Source organism: Serratia sp. Ser99 (genome assembly GCF_024519545.1).
GTDB lineage: Bacteria > Pseudomonadota > Gammaproteobacteria > Enterobacterales > Enterobacteriaceae > Serratia > Serratia liquefaciens.
Genome location: NZ_JALJRT010000006.1, coordinates 181,222 through 204,203, shown reverse-complemented (window position 1 = coordinate 204,203; position 22,982 = coordinate 181,222). Strand labels below are relative to the sequence as shown.

17 protein-coding genes are annotated in these 22,982 nt (G+C 57.1%); 13 read left to right on the top strand and 4 right to left on the bottom strand.

Translation table 11 applies throughout. The annotated features are described in order from the left end of the window. Positions 1-309 precede the first annotated feature (309 nt). A complete protein-coding gene (locus NR114_RS14265) occupies positions 310-1,158 on the bottom strand; it encodes a MurR/RpiR family transcriptional regulator (RefSeq protein ID WP_041414843.1) in 849 nt (282 codons plus the stop codon). Positions 1,159-1,326: 168 nt separating this feature from the next. On the opposite strand from NR114_RS14265, the gene murQ reads away from it, so the two are divergent. From murQ to yfhb, 3 genes are read left to right on the top strand one after another with little or no spacing between them, the layout of a single operon-like run. Continuing rightward, entirely contained in the window at positions 1,327-2,220 is an 894-nt protein-coding gene (gene murQ, locus NR114_RS14260) for an N-acetylmuramic acid 6-phosphate etherase (RefSeq protein ID WP_122080034.1), read from the top strand. A gap of 18 nt (positions 2,221-2,238) precedes the next feature. Next, complete coding sequence (locus tag NR114_RS14255; RefSeq protein ID WP_020828195.1) at positions 2,239-3,606, top strand: PTS transporter subunit EIIC; 1,368 nt, start codon at positions 2,239-2,241, stop codon at positions 3,604-3,606. 3 nt (positions 3,607-3,609) lie between these two features. Next, a complete protein-coding gene (gene yfhb, locus NR114_RS14250; protein ID WP_020828194.1) occupies positions 3,610-4,266 on the top strand; it encodes a phosphatidylglycerophosphatase C in 657 nt (218 codons plus the stop codon). Between the two features lie 40 nt (positions 4,267-4,306). On the opposite strand, the gene yiaY is transcribed toward yfhb, so the two are convergent. Together yiaY and NR114_RS14240 are read right to left on the bottom strand one after the other, a co-directional pair. Continuing rightward, entirely contained in the window at positions 4,307-5,458 is a 1,152-nt protein-coding gene (gene yiaY / locus NR114_RS14245; RefSeq protein WP_046372888.1) for an L-threonine dehydrogenase, read from the bottom strand. A 199-nt stretch (positions 5,459-5,657) separates the two neighbouring features. After that, a complete protein-coding gene (locus NR114_RS14240) occupies positions 5,658-6,536 on the bottom strand; it encodes a DUF2157 domain-containing protein (RefSeq protein ID WP_372907095.1) in 879 nt (292 codons plus the stop codon). A gap of 23 nt (positions 6,537-6,559) precedes the next feature. Between NR114_RS14240 and NR114_RS24290 the strand changes: the two genes are divergently transcribed. Next, entirely contained in the window at positions 6,560-6,703 is a 144-nt protein-coding gene (locus tag NR114_RS24290) for a twin-arginine translocation signal domain-containing protein (protein ID WP_368857986.1), read from the top strand. Between the two features lie 158 nt (positions 6,704-6,861). Continuing rightward, on the top strand, positions 6,862-7,407 hold the full coding sequence (gene tadA / locus NR114_RS14235) for a tRNA adenosine(34) deaminase TadA (RefSeq protein ID WP_372907094.1): 546 nt from the start codon (positions 6,862-6,864) through the stop codon (positions 7,405-7,407). Here tadA and mltF read toward each other — a convergent pair whose 3' ends face one another. Then, on the bottom strand, positions 7,408-8,868 hold the full coding sequence (mltF, locus tag NR114_RS14230; RefSeq protein ID WP_128865118.1) for a membrane-bound lytic murein transglycosylase MltF: 1,461 nt from the start codon (positions 8,866-8,868) through the stop codon (positions 7,408-7,410). Positions 8,869-9,144: 276 nt separating this feature from the next. On the opposite strand from mltF, the gene purL reads away from it, so the two are divergent. The 8 genes from purL to NR114_RS14190 all read left to right on the top strand — a co-directional run bounded on the left by purL (position 9,145) and on the right by NR114_RS14190 (position 22,757). Then, entirely contained in the window at positions 9,145-13,038 is a 3,894-nt protein-coding gene (purL, locus tag NR114_RS14225) for a phosphoribosylformylglycinamidine synthase (RefSeq protein WP_234530457.1), read from the top strand. Positions 13,039-13,841: 803 nt separating this feature from the next. Next, positions 13,842-15,278 (top strand): HAMP domain-containing sensor histidine kinase, encoded by a 1,437-nt coding sequence (locus NR114_RS14220; protein WP_256814399.1) that lies wholly within the window; start codon positions 13,842-13,844, stop codon positions 15,276-15,278. A gap of 2 nt (positions 15,279-15,280) precedes the next feature. After that, positions 15,281-16,150, top strand: a complete 870-nt coding sequence (gene qseG / locus NR114_RS14215) for a two-component system QseEF-associated lipoprotein QseG (RefSeq protein ID WP_020828187.1) — start codon at positions 15,281-15,283, stop codon at positions 16,148-16,150. After that, positions 16,147-17,484, top strand: coding sequence for a two-component system response regulator GlrR (gene glrR / locus NR114_RS14210; protein ID WP_020828186.1), 1,338 nt, complete (start codon positions 16,147-16,149; stop codon positions 17,482-17,484). The genes qseG and glrR overlap by 4 nt, the downstream gene beginning before the upstream one ends. A gap of 128 nt (positions 17,485-17,612) precedes the next feature. Continuing rightward, positions 17,613-19,235, top strand: a complete 1,623-nt coding sequence (locus tag NR114_RS14205; RefSeq protein WP_020828185.1) for an NAD+ synthase — start codon at positions 17,613-17,615, stop codon at positions 19,233-19,235. Between the two features lie 10 nt (positions 19,236-19,245). After that, positions 19,246-19,584, top strand: a complete 339-nt coding sequence (gene glnB / locus NR114_RS14200) for a nitrogen regulatory protein P-II (protein WP_004847623.1) — start codon at positions 19,246-19,248, stop codon at positions 19,582-19,584. Between the two features lie 669 nt (positions 19,585-20,253). Beyond that, a complete protein-coding gene (locus NR114_RS14195; protein WP_020828183.1) occupies positions 20,254-21,177 on the top strand; it encodes a LysR substrate-binding domain-containing protein in 924 nt (307 codons plus the stop codon). A 116-nt stretch (positions 21,178-21,293) separates the two neighbouring features. Continuing rightward, entirely contained in the window at positions 21,294-22,757 is a 1,464-nt protein-coding gene (locus NR114_RS14190) for a gamma-aminobutyraldehyde dehydrogenase (RefSeq protein ID WP_020828182.1), read from the top strand. The last annotated feature ends 225 nt before the right edge of the window (positions 22,758-22,982 follow it).

Sequence of the window (22,982 nt, the reverse complement as noted above, 5' to 3'; positions counted from 1 at the left end):
ATAAAACCCATTTTATTAGGCGTTTTTCCACCGGCGCCCGCCAATGCGTTGCTGCAGAGCGCTCACCCCTTGAGATGGCCGTCATAATAACTCTGGCGGGTCATTGGCCAACTGATCGAAATCAACCATTTCCTGACCATTGAAGATGGAGCGCTCACCCGTACCAGTTGCTGCTGTATGAAGCTGCGGATATGTCGCTACCATGCCTGCCTGTTAGGCAAACAGACTGATAAATGCGAAGGCGCTGTGCGGAACCTAAAAAAGCTGCGTTTTTATACCTTGGTGTTTGTGACGCGGACACCATACGGCTCAGACGAGTTTTTTCATTAATTGTTCGCTGTGTTTGATGCGTTCGGGGGCGCGATCGAGATCGTGCTGAATTAAGGCCATAAACAGCAGGTCGGTGAGGGCGTATTGAGCGGTACTGGAAGAAATGGCAGCGCTGCGGGTATTGGGCTCTTCGGCAATGGTATATAAACAGTGATCGGCACGTTGCTGCAGGCCGTTGGGTGAAAAACTGGTGAGCGCCAGCACTTTTGCGCCGGCAATGCGGGCTTCTTCCGCCGCCAGATTGATTTCCCGCCGTTCACCGCTGAACGAAATTGCCAGCAATAAATCCCGCTTATCCAGCGCCTGAACCGCCGCCAACTGAACGTGCATATCCTGCTCGGCTACGGCAATAACGCCGATTTTCAACAGCTTGTATGAGAAGTCCTTGGCGACCAATCCGGAAGCGCCGATCCCCAATAAAATAACCCTCCGCGCCTGACGCAGCATTTCCAACGCTTGATGCAGGCGCTCTTCACTGTTGATATCCAGCGTGGCGCGCAGTGCAGCCTGCTTTTCCACCAACAGTTTTTCGCCGACGGCTTTCAACGAGTCGCTGCTGAGGATCTGGTTATGCACCGTGACCACAGGTTCCTTTTGCGGCTGGGCTAGCGTTTCACTCAGCGCCAATTTTAGCGCCGGGAAACCTTTGTAGCCCATCTTCTGAGCAAACTTCACCACGCTCGACTGGCTGATACCGGCCAGTTGAGCCAGCTTCTGCGAACTGAGATGGCGTGCCTGCTCCGCGTTATGCAGCAGAAAGTCCGCCAGCTTGCGGTCATTTTGAGCCAGCGTTGGATACATCTGGCGAATACGAAGAAGGGTACTCATTCATTTTTCCCTTGAGGCCAGCGGCCATTCTGCCACGTGGGAGGCGAAAACGCGCGGTGAAAATTTTTTGTGAGCGAGACTTTAAAATAGCAAAAAGCGCTCGCTTTGTTGAATAAAATATTCAAATAATGATTTCAGTTTGTGAATTAAAAATTCAAAGGTGAAGAGATGAATTTAGGCGCATTAGTATCCGAAAGCCGCAACCCGGCCACGCTTCGACTCGACGAGATGACAACGTTGGAAATGGTGAGTTGCTTCAATCAGGAAGACCGCAAGGTGCCGGAGGCGATTGAAAAGGTGTTGCCGGCTATCGCACAGGCAGTGGACCTGGCTGCGGCGGCATTGAAGGCGGGCGGTCGGCTGATTTATCTCGGTGCCGGGACCAGCGGCCGCCTTGGCGTGTTGGATGCCTCTGAATGCCCACCAACCTTCGGCGTGCCGCACGGCATGGTCATCGGGTTGATTGCCGGCGGTCCGGGTGCGTTGCTCAAAGCGGTAGAAGGCGCGGAGGATGATGCGGCGTTGGGTGAAGCCGATCTTATCGCACTGGATTTGACCGCGACCGACATGGTGGTGGGGCTGGCGGCTTCCGGGCGCACGCCTTATGTGATTGGTGCGCTGCGCTATGCGCGACAACTGGGCTGCCCGACGGCGGCAATCTCCTGCAATCCGGACTCACCGATCGCCCATGAGGCGCAGGTGGCGATTTCGCCGGTAGTGGGGCCAGAGGCCCTGACGGGGTCCACTCGGCTGAAGTCGGGCACCGCGCAGAAGCTGGTGTTGAACATGTTGTCGACCGGGGCGATGGTCAAACTGGGGAAGGTCTACCAAAACCTGATGGTGGATGTAAAAGCCACCAACGTCAAACTGGTGGATCGTGCCTGCCGCATCGTGGTAGAGGCCACCGGTGCTGAACGCAGTCAGGCCGAAGCGGCGCTGACACAGACCGGTTTTGAGGTTAAACCGGCAATCCTGATGATTCTGGCCGGCGTTGACGCTGAAGAGGCGCAGTTGCGCTTAAAGCAGCACGACGGCTATTTACGCGCGGCGTTGACGCGCTAACGACACCTGGGGCGGGCGATGGACAAAACAACGGCACTGGCAACACAGATTCTGGCAGGCATTGGTGGGGAAGGGAATATCCTCCGGCTGGAGAACTGCATGACACGGGTACGCGTCGAGGTTAGCGACGAGCAGCGCCTTGATCTGGCGGCGCTCAAGCAGTTGCCAGGCGTCAAAGGCTATATCAAACAGGGCGAACAGCATCAGTTCATTGTCGGGCCCGGCGCCGCCGCCAAAGTGGTGGACGCGATGCGTTCATTGCTCACGGGGGCCCCTGCGGTTGCGGCTGCCGGAGACAACATCGCCCGCAACAAGGCGCAGGCCAAGCAGAAATATGCCGCGCCGATGAGCGGTGCGCTGAAAAAGCTGGCCGATGTCTTTATCCCTTTGATCCCGGCTTTCATCGCCTCTGGCCTGATTACCGGCATCATCAACCTCTTGAAGCGGCCGGACATTGCCGGCGAACTGGCGGTGAATTACCCCAACGTGCTCGGGCTGCTGGCCATTTTCGGCAGCGCGGTGTTTGCCATCATGAATATTTTGGTGGGGGTTAACGCCGCACGGGTGTTTGGCGGTTCGCAGGCCATGGGCGGTGTGATGGCCGGGATTCTCTCAAGCCCGGCATTGGCGCAGATTACTTTATTCGGCGAAGCGCTGCAGCCGGGGCGCGGTGGGGTGATTGCCGTGCTGTTGGTGGTGGCGTTGATGTGCTGGGTCGAAAAACGCCTGCGCAACTGGCTGCCGGAGTCGATAGAGCTGATCCTAAACCCGCTGATCACCACCTTGGTGACCGCATCCCTGGCTATTGTGATCCTGCAGCCGTTGGGCGGTTATATTTCAGACGTGATTGCCCACGGCGCCAATCTGGCGATCGACAAAGGTGGCTTACTGGTGGGCGCGGTGCTGTCCGGGCTGTTTCTGCCGCTGGTGCTGTCCGGTTTGCATCAGGGCCTGGTGCCGATCCACGTCGAACTGGTTCAGGCGCATGGTTCCAACCCGTTATTGCCTATTTTGGCGATGGCCGGGGTTGGGCAGGTCGGGGCCGCGTTGGCGGTATTGATGAAAACCCGCAATGCGCGCCTCAAAAAGGTCATCAAAGGGGCGTTGCCGGTCGGCATTCTCGGTATTGGCGAACCCTTGATTTTTGGTGTCACTCTGCCGCTGGGCAAACCTTTTATTGCCGCCTGTCTCGGCGGTGCGGTGGGCGGTGCGCTGATCAGCTATTGGAAAGTGGCAACGGTGATCACCTTTGGCATCTCGGGTTTACCTTTGGCGTTAACCATCGTCTCGGGTAAGGTGATGTTGTATCTGACCGGCCTGGTGATTACCATTGCCGCTGGATTTATTTTCACCTGGATAATGGGATTCAACGATCCTGAGGAGTAGCCCTTGAGCGAGAAACAGAGCCAGCAGGCCGGGGAAGGCCGCCGCGTGGTGTTCTTTGATCTGGACGGCACGCTGCATCAGGAAGACATGTTTGGCAGTTTCTTGCGTTTTTTGCTGCGCCATCTGCCGTTGAATCTGCTGCTGGTGGTGCCGCTGCTGCCGGTTGTCGGGTTGGCGCTGCTGGTGATGGGCCGTGCAGCCCGTTGGCCAATGAGCGTACTGCTGTGGTCGATCACCTTTGGGCGTTCCGAGGCCAGGTTAAAGGCGCTGGAGCAGCGTTTTGTGACTTATTTCCGCAATAAGGTGACCGCTTTCCCGGTGGTGCAAATGCGTTTGCGGCAGTACCTCGAGGCGCATGATGCGCAGGTATGGTTGATTACCGGTTCACCGGAACGGCTGGTGGAGCAGGTGTATCAGGATTCGGCCTTTCTGCCGCAGATTCACTTGGTGGGCAGCCGCATCCTGCGGCGTTACGGTGGTTGGGTGCTGGCTTTACGTTGCCTGGGAGTCCAAAAAGTGACGCAGTTGGAACAACGTCTAGGCACGCCGCTTAAGCTGTATAGCGGCTATAGCGACAGCAAGCAGGATAACCCGCTGTTGTATTTCTGCGAGCACCGCTGGCGAGTCAGTAAACTGGGTGAGCTGCAGCAGTTGGAATAACCAAAGGGCGGATTTTCCGCCCTTTGCCGTTTTTGATGACTTACATTGCCGCGCGGAAAATGGCGACAATCTGCGCGTGAGTGGCCTGTATTGGGTTAGTGAAGCCGCAAGCGTCTTTCAGCGCGTTGGTGGCCAGCGTATCCAGATCCTGTTCTTTCACCTGCAAATCACGCAGCCCGGCCGGGATGCCAACGTCTTGCGCCAGTAACCGAATGGCGGCAATACAGGCCGCGGCACCCTGCTGGTCATTAAGGTAGCTTACATCCAGCCCCATGGCGGCGGCGATATCTTTCAGGCGAGACGCACAAACGCTGGCGTTAAATTCCTGCACGTGTGGCAGCAACACCGCATTACACACCCCATGCGGCAGATCGTAGAAACCGCCGAGCTGGTGCGCCATCGCATGCACATAACCGAGAGAGGCGTTGTTGAAGGCCATCCCAGCCAGGAATTGGGCATAGGCCATATTTTCGCGCGCTTGCATATTGCTGCCGTCGGCGACTGCGTCGCGCAGCGATTCGGCGATCATGGTGACGGCTTTCAACGCGCAGGCATCGGTAATCGGGTTGGCGGCGCTGGAAACGTAGGCTTCAATCGCGTGGGTTAAGGCATCCATCCCGGTGGCGGCGGTCAGGCCTTTCGGCATCCCGGCCATCAGATGCGGATCGTTTACCGACAGGATCGGCGTAACGTGTTTGTCGACAATCGCCATTTTTATGTGGCGTGCTTCATCGGTGATGATGCAAAAACGGGTCATTTCAGAGGCGGTGCCGGCGGTGGTATTGATGGCGATCATCGGCAACTGCGGTTTTGCAGAGCGGTCTACGCCTTCATAGTCCTTGATGTCGCCGCCGTTGGTGGCCAGCAGCGCGATGCCTTTGGCGCAATCGTGCGGTGAGCCGCCCCCCAGGGAGATCACGCAGTCGCATTGATGCTCCTGCAGCAGCGCCAGTCCCTGTTTCACGTTCAGCGTGGTGGGGTTAGGGTGAGTGCCGTCATAAACGCAGCTTTCGATCTGTTGTGCGGTCAGCAACTGTTGAACCTGAGCCACTACGCCAATGTTATTCAACACTTTGTCGGTCACGATCAACGCTCGGCGCAACCCCTGTTGTTTCATGGTCTTTGCCGCTTCGTCCAGACAGCCGGAGCCAATCATATTGACGGAAGGGATAAAGAAAGTTGAGGCAGCCATAAATCACTCCTGGATAAAAGCTTTATTGCTTGCCTCAAACACTACTCCGCTAATTATTAAGTCATCATGATCTATCGCAACATCAAGGTGGTTAGGTCAGGTGATTGATTTAGTTTTAGTTTAACCATTTACACTTTGTGGGTTTAACCCGATTAGAGTCAAACCCAGCAGCAACTCTTACCGTTAAAACCGCATGGGTTCAATCATCGGTTTGGTCGTGCGGCTTACGGCCCAATTGCCAGACTTTTTCCGCGTAATGCCCCAGCGCCCATAGGCTCAGGCCGAGCACCACAAAGAAAATTGCCTTGGGCATGGCGTTCCAGAAAAATTCGAAGAAGCGGGTATAAAGGTTAATACCGAGGAAGGTCAATCCAAACCCACGCAGCATGGCATCGTCGCGTTTCAGCCCCAGCCAGATGCACCCGACGGCGGCGATGCCGAACAACAGACCCCAGTGGAGCAGTTCAATCTGGCGTGCGTTATACCAGCTGTCGAGATCGCCATAATTACCAAAGATCGACAACAGCCACAGCGCGATGAACAGATACAGCAAGCCCATCGCCAGCGAAACTCGCTCCAGTCCACGGCGAGCGAGCAGTGGTTGCAACAGCAGCGCCGCGGCGATCAGCACCACGCCAAAGGCGATAAAGCGAATCGGGAAACTCATGCCCAGCCAATAAGCGCCCCAGCCGGACAGATAGCCGGTCTCGGCACCAAAAGCGTTGCCGAGCGACAGTAGTGCAAACCACCACACCAGCCCTGAGCGGCCGCACCAGCCAATTACGCCATACAGCAGCGCAGCGAACATCAGCAGCAATGAAACTCGGCCACTGCCGTTATCCAGCCAGACCCCCATTTGCCACAGGGCGCAGGCGGTGAACAGCACGGCAACGAACAAGGCGGCTTCATTACCATAGCGTTTCTCCGGATGTTGACTGCGACGGTTCAGCGCCCAGACATAGCAAAGAGCGGCTAACATGGCGGCAATTATCATACGTACCGGCGCATCGAAACGGAACAATTCACCCAAGCGGTAAAGTAACATGCTGTCGGCGAACAGGCTGCTTATGGCAATCACCAGCGAAGCCAGCGCGGCGAGAAATGCATAACGTGCCAGCCGTCGCCAGTCGAAGGGCTGTACTTCAACGTGTTGCAGCAGCTGTTGCTGCTGTTGCGCCGTTAGCGCACCTTCATCTACCCAGCCGTCCAGTGCTTTGCGCACGATGGTGGCGTTCTTCTTGCTGAATTTCATGTTTTCTATCCTTGAAAAACACTGTTAATAGACAAGTATATACCGGTTGAATTTCAAGCGATAGAAAGTCGCACTGCCGCCGTTTTCTGGGGGACAAATATATTCACCCCGGTTAACACAGGCGCAGCAAGCATCGCCCCTACTGTGTATAATGCCCGCCGCAAAGTGCACGAGGAATGATGCAATGACTGAATATAACGATGAATACTGGATGCGTCAGGCATTGCGGCTGGCCCTGCGTGCGCAGGAAGAGGGAGAGGTGCCGGTCGGGGCGCTGTTGGTACTGGACAATCAGGTGATTGGCGAAGGCTGGAACCGGCCGATTGGCCGCCACGATCCGACCGCGCATGCAGAAATCATGGCGCTGCGACAGGGCGGGGCCGTGTTGCAGAATTACCGCCTGTTGAATGCGACCTTGTACGTGACCCTGGAGCCGTGCGTGATGTGTGCGGGGGCGATGGTGCATAGCCGCATTCGTCGATTGGTTTACGGGGCTGCCGATGTGAAAACCGGGGCAGCGGGATCGCTGGTGGATATTTTACGCCATCCCGGTATGAATCATCAGGTGGAGATCCTCTCCGGCGTGCTGGCCGATGAATGCGCAGCTACCTTGAGCAACTTTTTCCGCATGCGCCGTGAACAGCAAAAGGCGTTGAAGCAAGCGCAACGCGCGCAGGCAGATAAGGACCCTGAATAATCAGAAGTTAAGTGCCAACTCCGGCGCCACCGCCGGATAGCCTTTCCCCAGCTCCGCCTGCTCGGCCGCTTCCTGCGCCGCCTTTCTTTCCCTTTCTTGCAGATACCCCACCAGGCTGACCTGATAGCGGCGGATGTTTTCCACGTAGTTATAGGCTTCGCGTCCGCGCGCATAGCCGTAGGTCAACTGCGGGTAGTAGCGCTTCTGGCTGAGCATCGGCAGGCGCTGTTTGACGTCGACCCAACTGTCCGGGTTGCCTTTTTGCATTTTGGTCAGCTTGCGGGCGTCGAGCATATGGCCCCAGCCCATGTTGTAGGCCGCCAGCGCAAACCAGATACGCTCATCTTCCGGCACGGTGTCGGGCACCTTGGCCATCAGCCGCTGTAAATAGAGTGCGCCCCCCTGAATGCTCTCCTCGGGATCGAGGCGATCGTTAACCCCCAGACCGTCGGCGGTGGCCCGCGTCAGCATCATCAGACCACGAACGCCGGTGGGTGAAGTGGCCTGCGGGTTCCAATGTGATTCCTGATAGGCAATGGCGGCCAGCAGCTTCCAGTCGATCTCGCTGGCGTATTTTTCAAACAGCGAACGGAAGGTGGGCAGAACCGAATCTATCGCCGACAGGAAGGTTTTGGTATCAACGTAATCGAAACTGCCCACGTGGCCGAGGTATTTCTCTTCCAGCCGCGCCAGCGTGCCGTCATCCACCATCTGGCTGTAAAAATCCAGCATGGCCGCGTACAGGCTGTCGTCGGTGCCGCGCTTCAGGTACCAGGTAACAGGTTCTTCATCGGTGACGTCGAAAGCCACCGCCAACTGCGGATGGATGCGCTGCAGCAGGGCGATGGTCACGGAGTCGCCGAGGGTGTAATCCAGTTTGCCGTCGGCGACCTGCTCGAGCAGCTCTTTGGAGGTGAGATCGCTGGAAGCTTCCCAACTGAGGTCCGGGAACTTACTTTGTTTGAGCTGTTTCAGCGTGCTGACGTGTGCCGAGCCGGAGGCGACCGCCAGCTTGCCTTTAATATCGGCAAAGCTTTTGGGGCGTGCGGTGCCCAGGCGATAAACCAACTGCTGGGAAACGGAATAGTAAGCCGGGCCGGTTCGGGCGCGGCTGAGGCGATCCTGATTGTAGATCAGGCCGGCGGCCAGCAGGTCGGCATCGTCATCGTCCAGATCGTCGAACAGGTCGTTGATGTTCTTATGCGGGATCACCACCAATTTCACCCCCAGATAGTTGGCGAAACGTTTCGCCAGCTCGTAGTCGAGACCACTTGGCCCCTGCTTGGTGGTGAAATAGGTTAACGGCGAGTTTAGCGTACTGATACGCAACTCTCCGCGGGATTTGATCTCTTCGAGTTGCCCGCCCTGGCCGCCGCGCCAGGTAATATTGGGCCACAGGGCGAGCGCCAGAAGCAGGGTGACAACACCGATTAGAATGTAGTTTATTTTAAGGCGTTTCAAATAGTTATCCAGTGGTGGCACAGGTGCACTGCCGATTGTCATCCCGCTTTTTCTTATGGTTAAATCACCAGTGCCGGGGCATTTTGCGCAACAAAACGCCAGCGTGCAACTTTATTGATACGTTATGACAATTCGATGGCGCGAACAGCTTTTATCAATAATAGCTACGCAAACGGTTTCGTCTATCGCGCAGATTCTCTATAATGACGCGCGTTTTCCCCCTGTTGCGCCCAATGAAGTGCTGAAGTCAGTTGCTTCGAAGACGAGAGAACTTTGATTATGGAAATACTGCGTGGTTCGCCCGCTTTGTCGGCTTTTCGTGTTACCAAACTGTTGTCCCGCTGTCAGGACGCCCAACTTCCGGTCAGTGATATCTACGCCGAGTACGTCCACTTTGCCGATGTTAGCGCACCGCTCAATGCCGAAGAACACGGCAAGCTCACGCGCCTGCTCAAGTACGGTCCCTCTCTCGCCGAACATGCCCCTGAAGGTCGCCTGCTGTTGGTGACACCGCGTCCGGGCACCATTTCTCCCTGGTCTTCCAAAGCCACCGATATCGCCCATAACTGCGGTTTGAAGCAGGTGGTGCGGTTGGAGCGCGGTCTGGCGTTTTACGTCAAGGCACCGACGCTGACTGAAGCGCAGTGGCAACAGCTTGCCGCATTGCTGCACGACCGGATGATGGAAACCGTCTTCAGCAGCTTGCAACAGGCAGAACAGCTGTTTGCTCAGCATCAGCCGGCGCCTTATCAGGCGATCGATATGCTGGGGGAAGGGCGCAGCGCGCTGGAACAGGCTAACCTCAAGCTCGGTCTGGCGCTGGCCGAAGACGAAATCGACTATCTGCTGAATGCCTTTACCGGGCTGGGGCGCAACCCGACGGATATCGAACTCTATATGTTCGCGCAGGCCAACTCGGAGCACTGCCGTCATAAAATTTTCAACGCCGATTGGATCATCGACGGCGAACAGCAGCCGAAGTCGCTGTTCAAAATGATCAAAAACACCTTCGAGCAGACGCCGGATTACGTGCTGTCGGCTTATAAAGACAACGCCGCCGTGATGGAAGGTTCGCAGGTTGGCCGTTTCTTCGCTGCGCCGCAAAGCGGTCAGTATGACTATCATCAGGAAGAGGCCCATATCCTGATGAAGGTGGAAACCCATAACCACCCGACGGCGATCTCCCCGTGGCCGGGTGCCGCTACCGGTTCCGGTGGCGAGATCCGCGACGAAGGCGCTACAGGTCGCGGTGCCAAACCCAAAGCCGGTCTGGTGGGCTTCTCGGTTTCCAACCTGCGCATTCCCGGCTTCGAGCAGCCCTGGGAGCAGGATTTTGGCAAGCCGGATCGCATCGTAACCGCACTGGATATCATGACCGACGGCCCACTGGGCGGCGCGGCGTTCAATAATGAATTTGGCCGTCCGGCGCTGGTGGGATACTTCCGTACCTACGAAGAACAGGTTAACAGCCATAACGGCGTCGAGTTGCGCGGTTATCACAAACCGATCATGCTGGCGGGCGGTATCGGCAACATCCGCGCCGATCACGTGCAAAAAGGTGAAATCACCGTCGGCGCCAAACTGGTGGTGCTGGGTGGCCCGGCGATGAACATCGGTCTGGGCGGCGGCGCAGCCTCTTCTATGGCCTCCGGCCAGTCCGACGCCGATCTGGATTTTGCCTCGGTACAGCGCGACAACCCGGAAATGGAGCGCCGCTGCCAGGAAGTGATCGACCGCTGCTGGCAGTTGGGCGAACAGAACCCGATTCTGTTTATCCACGATGTGGGGGCGGGCGGTTTGTCTAACGCCATGCCGGAGCTGGTCAGCGACGGTGGCCGCGGCGGCCGTTTCGAACTGCGCGATATCCTTAACGACGAACCGGGCATGAGCCCGCTGGAAGTCTGGTGCAATGAATCGCAGGAACGCTATGTGATGGCGATTGCCCCGGCGCAGATGGCGCAGTTCGACGAGATTTGCCGCCGTGAGCGTGCCCCTTATGCGGTGATCGGTGAAGCCACCGAAGAACAGCATTTGACGCTGAACGACAGCCATTTCGACAACCAGCCGATCGACATGCCGTTGGACGTGCTGCTGGGCAAAACGCCGAAGATGACGCGCGACGTGACTCGTTTGCAGGCTAAAGGCCAGCCGGTACAGCGCGACAACATTACTCTGGCCGATGCGGTAAAACGCGTTCTGCACCTGCCGGCAGTTGCCGAGAAAACCTTCCTGATCACCATCGGCGACCGTACCGTGACCGGCATGGTGGCACGCGATCAGATGGTCGGGCCATGGCAGATCCCGGTAGCCGACTGCGCGGTTACCACCGCCAGCCTGGACAGTTACTACGGTGAAGCGATGTCGATCGGCGAACGCGCGCCGGTTGCCCTGCTGGACTTTGCCGCTTCCGGCCGCCTGGCGGTGGGGGAAGCGCTGACCAACCTGGCGGCGACCGAGATCGGTTCGCTCAAGCGCGTCAAACTTTCCGCTAACTGGATGGCGGCAGCCGGTCACCCGGGTGAAGATGCCGGCCTGTATGAAGCGGTAAAAGCGGTGGGCGAAGAGCTTTGCCCGGCGCTGGGCATCACCATTCCGGTGGGCAAAGACTCAATGTCGATGAAAACCCGCTGGCAGGAAGGCAACGAGCAGCGCGAAATGACGTCGCCGTTGTCCCTGGTGATCACTGGTTTTGCCCGCGTGGAAGATGTTCGCCACACCGTGACGCCACAACTGCGTACCGACAAGGGCGACACGGCATTGCTGCTGGTTGACCTCGGTAACGGCCATAACGCGCTGGGCGCCACTGCGCTGGCGCAGGTTTACCGTCAACTGGGCGACAAACCGGCCGATGTGCGTAACGTCGAGCAACTGGCAGGTTTCTTCAACGCGATGCAACAATTGGTCGCCGACCGCGCACTGCTGGCCTACCACGACCGCTCCGACGGCGGCCTGTTGGTGACGCTGGCGGAAATGGCGTTTGCCGGCCACTGCGGTGTACAGGTAGATATTCAAGGGTTGGGCGACGACGCGCTGGCAGCGCTGTTCAACGAAGAGTTGGGCGCGGTGATCCAGGTGACGGCCGATCGGCTTGAAGCGGTACAACAGGCGTTTGCTCAGCATGGCCTGACGGACAATGTGCACCACATCGGCAGCGTACAGGCCGGCGATCGCTTTGTGATTACCCAGGGCGACAAACCGGTGTACAGCGAAAGCCGTGCCACGTTACGCACCTGGTGGGCGGAAACGACCTGGCAGATGCAGCGCCTGCGCGATAACCCTGAATGTGCCGATCAGGAGCACCAGGCCAAGCAGAATGAACGCGATCCTGGCCTGAACGTCAAACTGAGCTTCGCACCTGAAGAAGATATTGCGGCACCTTATATCGCCAAGGGGGCTCGTCCTAAAGTGGCGGTACTGCGCGAGCAGGGCGTTAACTCCCACGTTGAGATGGCGGCAGCATTCCATCGCGCCGGTTTTGATGCGGTGGACGTTCACATGAGCGATCTGCTGGAAGGGCGCCGTGACCTGCAGGACTTCCATACCTTGGTGGCCTGCGGCGGTTTCTCTTACGGTGACGTGTTGGGCGCAGGCGAAGGTTGGGCGAAGTCGATTCTGTTCAACGAGCGCGTGCGCGACGAGTTCGAATCTTTCTTCCACCGTCCGCAGACCCTGGCACTGGGCGTGTGCAACGGCTGTCAGATGATGTCGAACCTGCGCGATCTGATCCCCGGAGCCGAACATTGGCCGCGTTTCGTACGTAACCTGTCAGACCGTTTCGAGGCCCGTTTCAGCCTGGTGGAAGTGGCGGCCAGCCCGTCGCTGTTCATGCAGGGGATGGCGGGTTCGCGTATGCCGATTGCGGTATCGCATGGTGAAGGTCACGTCGAAGTGCGCGATACGGCACATCTGGCGGCGCTGGAGCATCATGGTCTGGTGGCGTTGCGCTTTGTCGATAATGCCGGTCAGGTAACGGAAAGCTACCCGGCCAACCCGAACGGTTCGCCGAACGGTATCACCGCCGTCACCAGCGCCAATGGGCGTGCGACGGTAATGATGCCGCATCCGGAGCGTGTGTTCCGCACCGTCAGCAACTCATGGCATCCGGAAGAGTGGGGTGAAGACAGCCCGTGGATGCGCATGTTCCGCAACGCCCGTAAGCAGCTGGGCTAAGCGATAACGCTGTGCTAGCCGAAAGGGACGCAAGAGATTGCGTCCCTTTTCTATTAAGGCTATGGCGAGGACGATGGCGGTTGTCTGCATTTTGCGACAGAGGGTATTTTCATTGTCTCTAAAAAGAGACACGTAACTTATTGATTTTTAATGACCTGAAATTAATTGGCTTAAGTTGTCGGTTTTTGGCGACAGGGCGGTGTTTTTTTCTTCGCCCGCATGCCTGAGAATGAGAGTACTTTGATGTTAATTTAATTTATTTTACTTTAAATTCATTGTGTTAATAAATATATTGAAAAGTTGGCACGTTAAGTGCATTATTCTGCCCAGTTGCTCATTCAACTTTTTATGACGGCCCCGTAAATAGACGGAACAGTTGCCTCATAAGCCCCCCGAATGATGCCAAAGAAATGGTGCCTATCGTCCAACCAAACCGATAACAGTCGCGTAAGCGCTTTATCAAGCATCGGGCGACACGTGGAGTGAGGCACCGCCTGTATCCAACTGTGATGAGTGTTCATCAATTCCGGATACTTACGGATGCTATTCGTCCTATTCGATGCCAGCCATTGTGCTACATCACCCTGGGGACGAGAATTAAGGGCATCCACACTTTCTTGCGATGGGGCAGTCTTGCCCCAACGTCAAATACCAAAGCATGCTCACCACTCTTTACCGACAAGTTCTGACCCGTACTCCCTATCTATGGCCTGATTCTCCTTATTTCCTGACGCTCCGCTGAACGCCGGGCTTTCCTCTCATCGGCGACTCGGTTAGCATCGAAGCAGACTAGAGACAATGAGATGATTTCGTTGAAAAGATGGCGTTTATTTCCCCGTTCGCTACGTCAACTGGTGTTGATGGCGTTCTTGCTGGTGCTGTTGCCGCTGCTGGTGTTGGCCTATCAGGCTTACCAGAGCCTGGATCACCTCAGCGCCCAGGCGGCGGACATTAACCGCACTACGTTGGTGGATGCACGACGCAGCGAGGCGATGACCAGCGTGGCGTTGGAAATGGAGCGTAGCTATCGCCAATATTGCGTGCTGGTGGATCCCACACTGGCGCGCCTCTATCAGAATCAGCGCAAACAGTATTCGCAAATGCTGGATGCCCATGCCCCTATCCTTCCGGATGAACGCTACTATCAAACCTTGCGCGATCTGTTGACTCAACTGGCAGCGATTAAATGCCAAAGCAGCGGTCCGGATCCGCAGGCTTCCACGCTGTTAGAATCGTTTTCACGCTCCAATGCCGAGATGGTACAGGCCACGCGCGCCGTGGTGTTTTCCCGTGGGCAGCAGTTACAGCAGGCGATTGCAGAGCGCGGTCAGTTCTTCGGCTGGCAGGCGCTGATGCTGTTTTTGGTCAGCGTGATGCTGGTGGTATTGTTCACCCGCATGATTATCGGCCCGGTCAAGGCGGTAGAGCGAATGATCAACCGTTTGGGGGAAGGGCGAGCCTTGGGCAGTACGGCTTCCTTTAAAGGGCCGCGTGAATTACGTTCGCTGGCACAGCGCATTATTTGGTTGAGCGAGCGCCTGGCCTGGCTGGAGTCGCAGCGCCATGAGTTCTTGCGCCATATCTCGCATGAACTGAAAACGCCGCTGGCCAGCATGCGTGAAGGCACCGAACTGCTGGCAGATGAAGTAGCAGGGCCGCTGACCTCCGATCAAAAAGAGGTGGTGACCATCCTCGATCAAAGCAGCCGACACCTGCAGCAACTGATTGAACAACTGCTGGATTACAACCGCAAGCTGGCCGATGGCCCGGCGGAACATGAAAATGTCGAGTTGACCGAAATGATCGAGATGGTCGTGGCTGCGCACAGTTTGCCGGCCCGGGCAAAAATGATCCGCACCGAGATCCAACTGGATGCGGAAATATGCTGGGCAGAGCCTACTCTATTAATGCGCGTGCTGGATAATCTCTACTCCAATGCGGTGCACTACGGCAAGGAATCCGGTAACATTTGGATCCGCAGCCGTCAGGTTGGACAACGGGTGCAGATTGATGTCGCCAACAGCGGCACGCCAATCCCCGAGGCCGAGCAAACCATGATTTTCGAGCCTTTTTTCCAGGGTAGCCACCAGCGAAAAGGGGCGGTAAAAGGAAGCGGTCTGGGGCTGAGCATCGCGCAGGATTGTATCCGCCGGATGCGCGGTGAACTGCAGCTGGTTGAAGTCGCTGGCGCAGACGTCTGTTTCCGTATTGAATTGCCATTAACCGCCGAGAATGAATAATAATGTACACATGGTCTAAACGCCTTCGTCTTACGCAGACCGAACGTTCACCGCGTGCCGCACTGGGTACGCCACTCGGCAAGCGTCGATTTTCTTTTTTAGGCAGCGTGCTTTTTATGCCGTTTCTGTTGGCAGGCTGTGTCGATCGCGCAGTCAGCGGTGGTCTGAATCAACCGCAGCAGGAAGCGATCCCGGACACCAAAGTGGTGGATTACCGCATTGCGGCCTGTGACAGTCTGTGGGCGCTGGATGATAAAGATGCGTTGAATAATTCACTGTACTGGCTGCGCGCTATGGACTGTGCCGATCGTATCGGTTCAACCCAGGCACGTGCGCTGGCGAAAACTCTACCCGGCAACAGCTGGGACGGAATTTTCAAACAGAGCATTCTGCTGGGCAGCGCCGAACCGACTTCGGGCGAGCGCCGTCAGATTATCGATCGCCTGAACAGCTATCGCCTGGAGTTCCCAAGCTCGCTGCGCCCGCTGCTGCAGTTGTGGCGTCAACAGCAGGTACTGCAGGTCACCCTGTTTGATGAAAAAGCACGTTATCAGCACCTGCAGGAAAGCTCCGACAGCCAGATAGATCTGCTACGCCAGAATCAAATACGCCTACAAGCGCAGCTGCAGGATACGTCACGCAAGCTGGAAAACCTGACCGATATCGAACGTCAGCTCTCTTCACGCAAGCAGCTGCAAAGTGAAATCCCGGATAACAGCGGGACACAGCCAAAAACCGACGCAGCGGGCAAGAAAGTGGCGCCGGCCAAGGCCGAAGAATCGGACGCCGAGCCGGAAAAGGGCACCGCCCTGCCGGTCGAGCCGGAAGATACCTACGCGCCGCCCGTTAATAAGGAGTCTCACGCGCAATGACAGCACGCAAACCGGCCAATTTGTTATTGGTTGACGACGATCCCAGCCTGCTCAAGCTGTTGGGCATGCGCCTGACCAGCGAAGGGTTTCATGTCACCACCGCCGAAAGCGGCCAGGAAGCGCTGCGCCTGTTAGGGCGCGAGAAGATTGATCTGGTGATCAGCGATCTGCGGATGGATGAAATGGACGGCATGGCGCTGTTTGCCGAGATCCAAAAACACCAACCGGGCATGCCGGTGATCATCCTGACCGCCCACGGTTCGATCCCGGACGCGGTGGCGGCCACTCAGCAGGGAGTGTTCAGCTTCCTGACCAAACCGGTGGACCGCGATGCGCTGTACAAAGCCATCGACGAAGCGCTGTCCCAATCATTACCGGCCGGTGACGACAGCTGGCGTGAGGATATCGTCACCCGCAGCCCTATTATGCTGCGCCTGCTGGAGCAGGCGAAAATGGTGGCGCAGTCAGACGTCAGCGTCTTGATCAACGGCCATAGTGGCACCGGTAAAGAAGTGTTGGCACAGGCGATCCACGGCGCCAGCCCGCGCGGCAAGAAGGCGTTTATCGCCATTAACTGCGGTGCGTTGCCGGAGCAACTACTGGAGTCCGAGCTGTTCGGTCATGCCAAAGGGGCGTTTACCGGCGCGGTCAGCAGCCGTGAAGGTTTGTTCCAGGCGGCGGCAGGTGGGACGCTGTTCCTCGACGAGATTGGCGATATGCCGCTTTCGCTGCAGGTGAAGTTGCTGCGCGTGCTGCAGGAACGCAAGGTGCGTCCGCTGGGCAGTAACCGCGATCTGGACATCGATGTACGCATTATTTCCGCTACCCACCGCGATCTGCAAAAGGCGATGGCGAAAAATGAATTCCGCGAGGATTTGTATTATCGCCTCAACGTGGTGAACCTGAAGATCCCGGCGCTGAACGAGCGGGCCGAGGATATTCCGCTGCTGGCCAATCATCTGCTGCGCGAATCTGCCAAGCGACACAAGCCGTTTGTCCGCAGCTTCTCTTCGGACGCCATGAAACGCCTGATGACCGCCACCTGGCCGGGCAACGTGCGCCAATTGGTGAACGTGATCGAGCAGTGCGTAGCCCTGACTTCCGCACCTGTTATCAGCGAAGCGCTGGTAGAGCAGGCGTTGGAAGGGGAAAACACCGCCTTGCCGACCTTTGTCGAGGCGCGTAATCAGTTTGAATTGCATTATTTACGCAAACTGTTGCAGATCACCAAGGGTAACGTCACCCAGGCCGCGCGCATGGCGGGCCGTAATCGTACCGAGTTTTATAAATTGCTGTCGCGCCATGAACTGGACGCCAACGACTTTAAAGAATGATGTTTTCCGCCGCGGCCTGCGCACGCAGGTTCTCAACAAACACGGCGGAATGATTTACACTCCGTTCTCAATTGCTGGCATGACCAAACGCAAAGCACCATGGAACGTATTAAGCGGGACCCTAAACAATGAGCAGATCACTTTCCATCGCACTGGCCCAGTTGAATCTGTTGGTCGGTGACATCGAAGGCAACACCGAACGAATGTTGCAAACCGTGCAACAGCAGCAGAAGGCGGGAGCCGATCTGGTCATGTTCACCGAACTGGCGCTGTCCGGCTATCCGCCGGAAGACCTGCTGTATCGCAACGATTTTTACCAACGTTGTGACGAGCAACTTCTGCGTTTGCAGCAGGCTTCCACCGACGTGGCGATCCTGGTCGGCCACCCGTGGCGCGAAGGCGACAAACTCTATAATGCGCTGTCGCTGTTTTCTGAAGGGCAATTGCTGGCGCGTTACTTCAAGCAGCAGTTGCCGAACTACGGCGTATTCGATGAGAAGCGCTACTTCCAGGCCGGTAACGACACCTGCGTGGTTGAGCTGAAAGGCTACCGTTTGGGCCTGCTGATTTGCGAAGATCTGTGGTTCCCGGAGCCGGTGGATGCCGCCAAGGCCGCCGGAGCCGAAATGATTCTGTCGATCAACGCCTCGCCTTACAACCGCGAAAAACCGTACATCCGTAAAACCCTGATGGCCGGTCATTGCCAGCGCACCCATTTGCCGTTGGTCTATCTGAACCAGATTGGCGGACAGGATGAGCTGATTTTTGACGGTTGTTCGAAAGTCTTCGACGCGGCCGGCAACATGACCCATCGCCTGGCGGCGTTTGCCGAGCAGGTAACCCTGCTGGAATTCAACGAACTGGACGTGGTGCCGATGACCGCTCCGGCCGCCGAGCTGCCGCAGTTGGCACAGGTCTATGAAGCCCTAGTGCTGGCGGTGCGCGATTACGTGACCAAAAACGGCTTCAAGGGTGCCGTGCTGGGGCTTTCTGGCGGTATCGATTCGGCGTTGACGCTGGCGATTGCCGTCGATGCGCTGGGCAAAGACAAGGTGCAGGCGCTGATGATGCCGTTCCGTTATACCGCGGACATCAGTATTGCCGACGCCAAGGAAGAAGCGGAAATCCTGGGCATTGAATTCGATATCGTTTCGATTGAGCCGATGTTCGACGCCTTTATGGGCCAGCTGACGCCAATGTTCGCTGGGACCGAGCGTGATACCACGGAAGAGAACCTGCAGGCGCGCTGTCGCGGCGTGGTGTTGATGGCGCTGTCCAACAAGCGTCGCAGCATCGTGTTGACCACCGGCAACAAAAGCGAGATGGCCGTAGGTTACGCCACGCTGTATGGTGATATGGCCGGTGGCTTCGACGTGTTGAAGGACGTGCCTAAAACGCTGGTGTTCAAACTGTCCGAATACCGCAATACCGTCTCTTACGTGATCCCGCAGCGTGTTATCGATCGTCCACCGTCCGCCGAGCTGGCGCCGGATCAGCTCGATCAGGACAGCCTGCCGCCGTACGACATTCTGGATGCGATTCTGGAAGGTTACGTCGAGCGCGATAAATCGGTTGCCGATCTGGTGGCCGAAGGCTTCGACGAGGCGATCGTTCGCAAGGTGATACGCCTGGTGGATATTAACGAATACAAGCGGCGTCAGGCCGCCGTCGGGCCGCGCATCACCGCCCGCAATTTCGGCAAAGACCGCCGCTACCCAATCACATCCGGCTTTGGCCGCAAAAATTGGTAAAGGAAAGAAGATGAAAAAGATCGACGCTATTATCAAGCCGTTCAAACTGGATGATGTCCGTGAAGCGCTGGCTGAAGTTGGCATTACCGGGATGACCGTGACCGAAGTGAAAGGTTTCGGCCGTCAGAAAGGGCACACTGAGCTGTACCGTGGCGCTGAGTACATGGTCGATTTTCTGCCGAAGGTGAAAATTGAGATCGTCGTGGCCGACGATATCGTCGATACCTGCGTGGAAACCATCATGCAGACCGCGCAGACCGGTAAAATCGGCGACGGTAAAATCTTTGTCTTCGACGTGGCGCGCGTAGTGCGTATCAGGACCGGCGAACAAGACGAAGAAGCGATTTAATGTGATCGTCTACCGAGCACCGCCAGCTTGAGCTTGGGCTGTGCTCGGCCTCCTCGTGTACTGCGTGTACACTCCGGGGCACTGCGCGCAGGCCGCACCCAATCTGGCTGGCGCTCGCTACGCCCTTGATTCCCGAGTCTGTGATCCTCTACCGAGCACCGCCAGCTTGAGCTTGGGCTGTGCTCGGCCTCCTCGTGTACTGCGTGTACACTCCGGGGCCCTGCGCGCAGGCCGCACCCAATCTGGCTGGCGCTCGCTACGCCCTTGATTCACGAGTCTGTGATCCTCTACCGAGCACCGCCAGCTTGAGTTTGGGCTGTGCTCGGCCTCCTCGTGTACTGCGTGTACACTCCGGGGCACTGCGCGCAGGCCGCACCCAATCTGGCTGGCGCTCGCTACGCCCCAAATCTCCGTCAACCTCTCCGCTGTTCTGATTGTTTTCATCATTAGCATTCTAAAAAAGCGAAGGCTATCGCGTTTTTGATACTTTTCCCGATCGCTTTACGCGCGGCGTCTACACTCAACTCAACTATTTTGATTAAGGCGATCCCCAATGAATGTCAAGTTGCGGCTAGGCGGCAAGGGCGTGCATCCCCAGGAGCTTACTCAAGTAAGTGACTGGGGTAAGCGCACGCAGACAACAACGCAGCGGCTTGAAAGGCGATGGGGATGATGACGCTGCGCCAAATCCGCCATTTTATCGCGGTGGCCGAAACCGGCTCGATCTCTGCCGCCGCCCAGGCGGTGTTTGTTTCCCAGTCTTCGCTGACGCTGGCTATCCAGCAGTTGGAAACCGACATCGGCGTACGTCTGTTTGAGCGTCACGCCAAGGGCATGAACCTGACGCATCAGGGTCACCAGTTTCTGCGCCAGTCATATCTGATCCTTGCCACGGTGGATAACGCCAAGCGCAGCCTGCAACTGGGAACCGAAAGCCTGACCGGCAAGCTGACCATCGGCGTGACCAGCCTGGTAGCGGGCTACTTTTTGGTCGAGCTGCTTAAGCGCTTTAAATCGGCATACCCCAACGTCACCATTCAGGTGATTGAAGACGAGCGGCCCTATATTGAGCACTTGCTGGTCAGTGGGGAAATCGATATCGGCGTGCTGATCTTGTCGAACATCGAAGACCGCGATGCGCTGCAAAGCGAAGTCCTGATGCATTCACCTTATCGCCTGTGGTTACCGCCGCTGCATCCACTGCTGGATCATGAAAGCATCAGCCTGGCGGATGTGGCGAAGCTACCGCTGATCCAGCTTAATGCCGACGAAATGGACGTGCATGCGCGGCGTATCTGGGCGCGCGCAGGCTTAAAACCGGAAATAGCCATGAAAACCGCTTCAACCGAGGCGGTACGCAGCCTGGTGGCGGCGGGAATGGGCGTTTCTATCTTGCCGGACATGGCCTACCGTGCCTGGTCTCTGGAAGGCAATATGATTGAGGCGCGCAAGCTGGCGGATTTGCTGGAACCGTTGGATATCGGTTTGGCATGGCGGCGCGGCAGTGCGCGGCCGGAGCTGGTTACGCCATTTCTCACTATTGCGCGTGAAAACGGCAATATGCACGCGGCTGGGCTGAAGCATTCGATTTAATCGAACGCGTCGTTCAGTATTTAGAATTTGTTGGCTGCCTGATGCTCGCTTAGTCTGATTAAAACTAACTTATTTCACATTTAGTTAACGTTTTTGTCACTCAGAGGCGATACGCAATGGCAGATGTGCACCTCCTTTCAGGTTTATCCTGTCAGCAATTTATTAACGGTCAATCGGTCGAAGGCGAAGGCCAGCAAGAGTGCATCGTTAATCCGGCGAATGGCGAGACGCTGGTCTCGATCACCGAAGCCTCATCTGTCCAGGTCGGCAACGCAGTGAAAGCGGCGCAACAGGCGTTCGCTTCCTGGTCGCGGACTACCCCCGCCTACCGCGCGGCTATTCTGTTGCGTATTGCCGATGCCATCGAGCGTCAGGCCGAGCGCCTGGCCGGTCTGGAGGCGCTCAACTGCGGCAAACCGCTGCATCAGGCGCTTAATGACGACCTGCCGGCGGCCATCGACGTCTTTCGCTTCTTTGCCGGCGCGGTGCGCACCCAGCAGGGGCAGTTGGCCGGGGAATATATCGAAGGGCACACTTCAATGATCCGCCGTGACCCGATCGGCGTGGTGGCCTCTATTGCGCCCTGGAATTACCCGTTGATGATGGCAGCGTGGAAAATTGCGCCAGCGCTGGCCGCGGGCAACACCGTGGTATTCAAACCTTCCGAACACACCCCTCTGACCATTTTGGCGCTGGTGCCCGCGTTACAGGAGATCCTGCCGCCGGGGGTGCTGAATATCGTCTACGGCGGCGGGGAAGGGGTCGGCAGCCATTTGGTCGGCCACCCGCAGGTACGGCTGGTTTCGGTCACCGGCGATATCGTTACCGGGCAGAAAATTCTGCAGGCGGCGGCGAAAAGCGTCAAACGCACGCACCTGGAGTTGGGGGGCAAGGCACCGGTGATTGTCTGCGATGACGCCGATTTGGACGAGGTGGTCAACAGCATTCGCACCTATGGCTACTACAACGCCGGGCAAGACTGCACCGCGGCCTGCCGTATCTACGCGCAGGCGGGGATCTATCCGAAGCTGGTGGATGCGTTGGGCGAGGCGGTTGCCAGCCTGCGCTTTGCCCGCAAACGCGATGAGGATAACGAAATCGGTCCACTGATCAGCAGTCGCCAGCGCGATCGCGTCGCCAGTTTTGTCGAACGTGCGCTCAGCCAGCCACACATTGAATTGATCACCGGCGCCGCCGCGCATTCCGGTCCGGGTTTCTATTACCAGCCCACGCTGCTTGCCGGCTGTCTGCAAAGCGATGAAATCGTCCAGCGGGAGGTGTTTGGGCCGGTGGTGAGCATCACCCGCTTTGAACATCTGGAGCAGGCGGTCAACTGGGCAAACGATTCCGAATACGGCCTGGCCTCATCGGTCTGGACGCAGAATATCGATCGGGCGCTGCATATCGCCGCCCATCTGCAATACGGCAGTACCTGGATCAACACCCATTTCACCCTGGCGAGTGAAATGCCGCACGGGGGCCTGAAACGCTCCGGCTACGGCAAAGATCTTTCCAGCGATTCACTGCAGGACTACAGCGTTGTCAGGCATGTGATGGCGAAATTTAAAGCCAGCTTCTAAAGGCAGCATACCCGTCGCTTTTCAAGCTGCAGCGATGTTACCTGCACTCATCCCAGTGGCTTACTCAAGTAAGTGTCTGGGGATGAGTGAGCTGGTCGCCTGGCTGTGCTGTACAGGGATGTACAAATGCCGCGAGCGCATGGACGCGCTAGAGCGGCCAACTTGAAATTCATAGGGTAAATAAAATGAGACTAGGGCGGCAGCCGTTCCCTGCCGCACACAGAT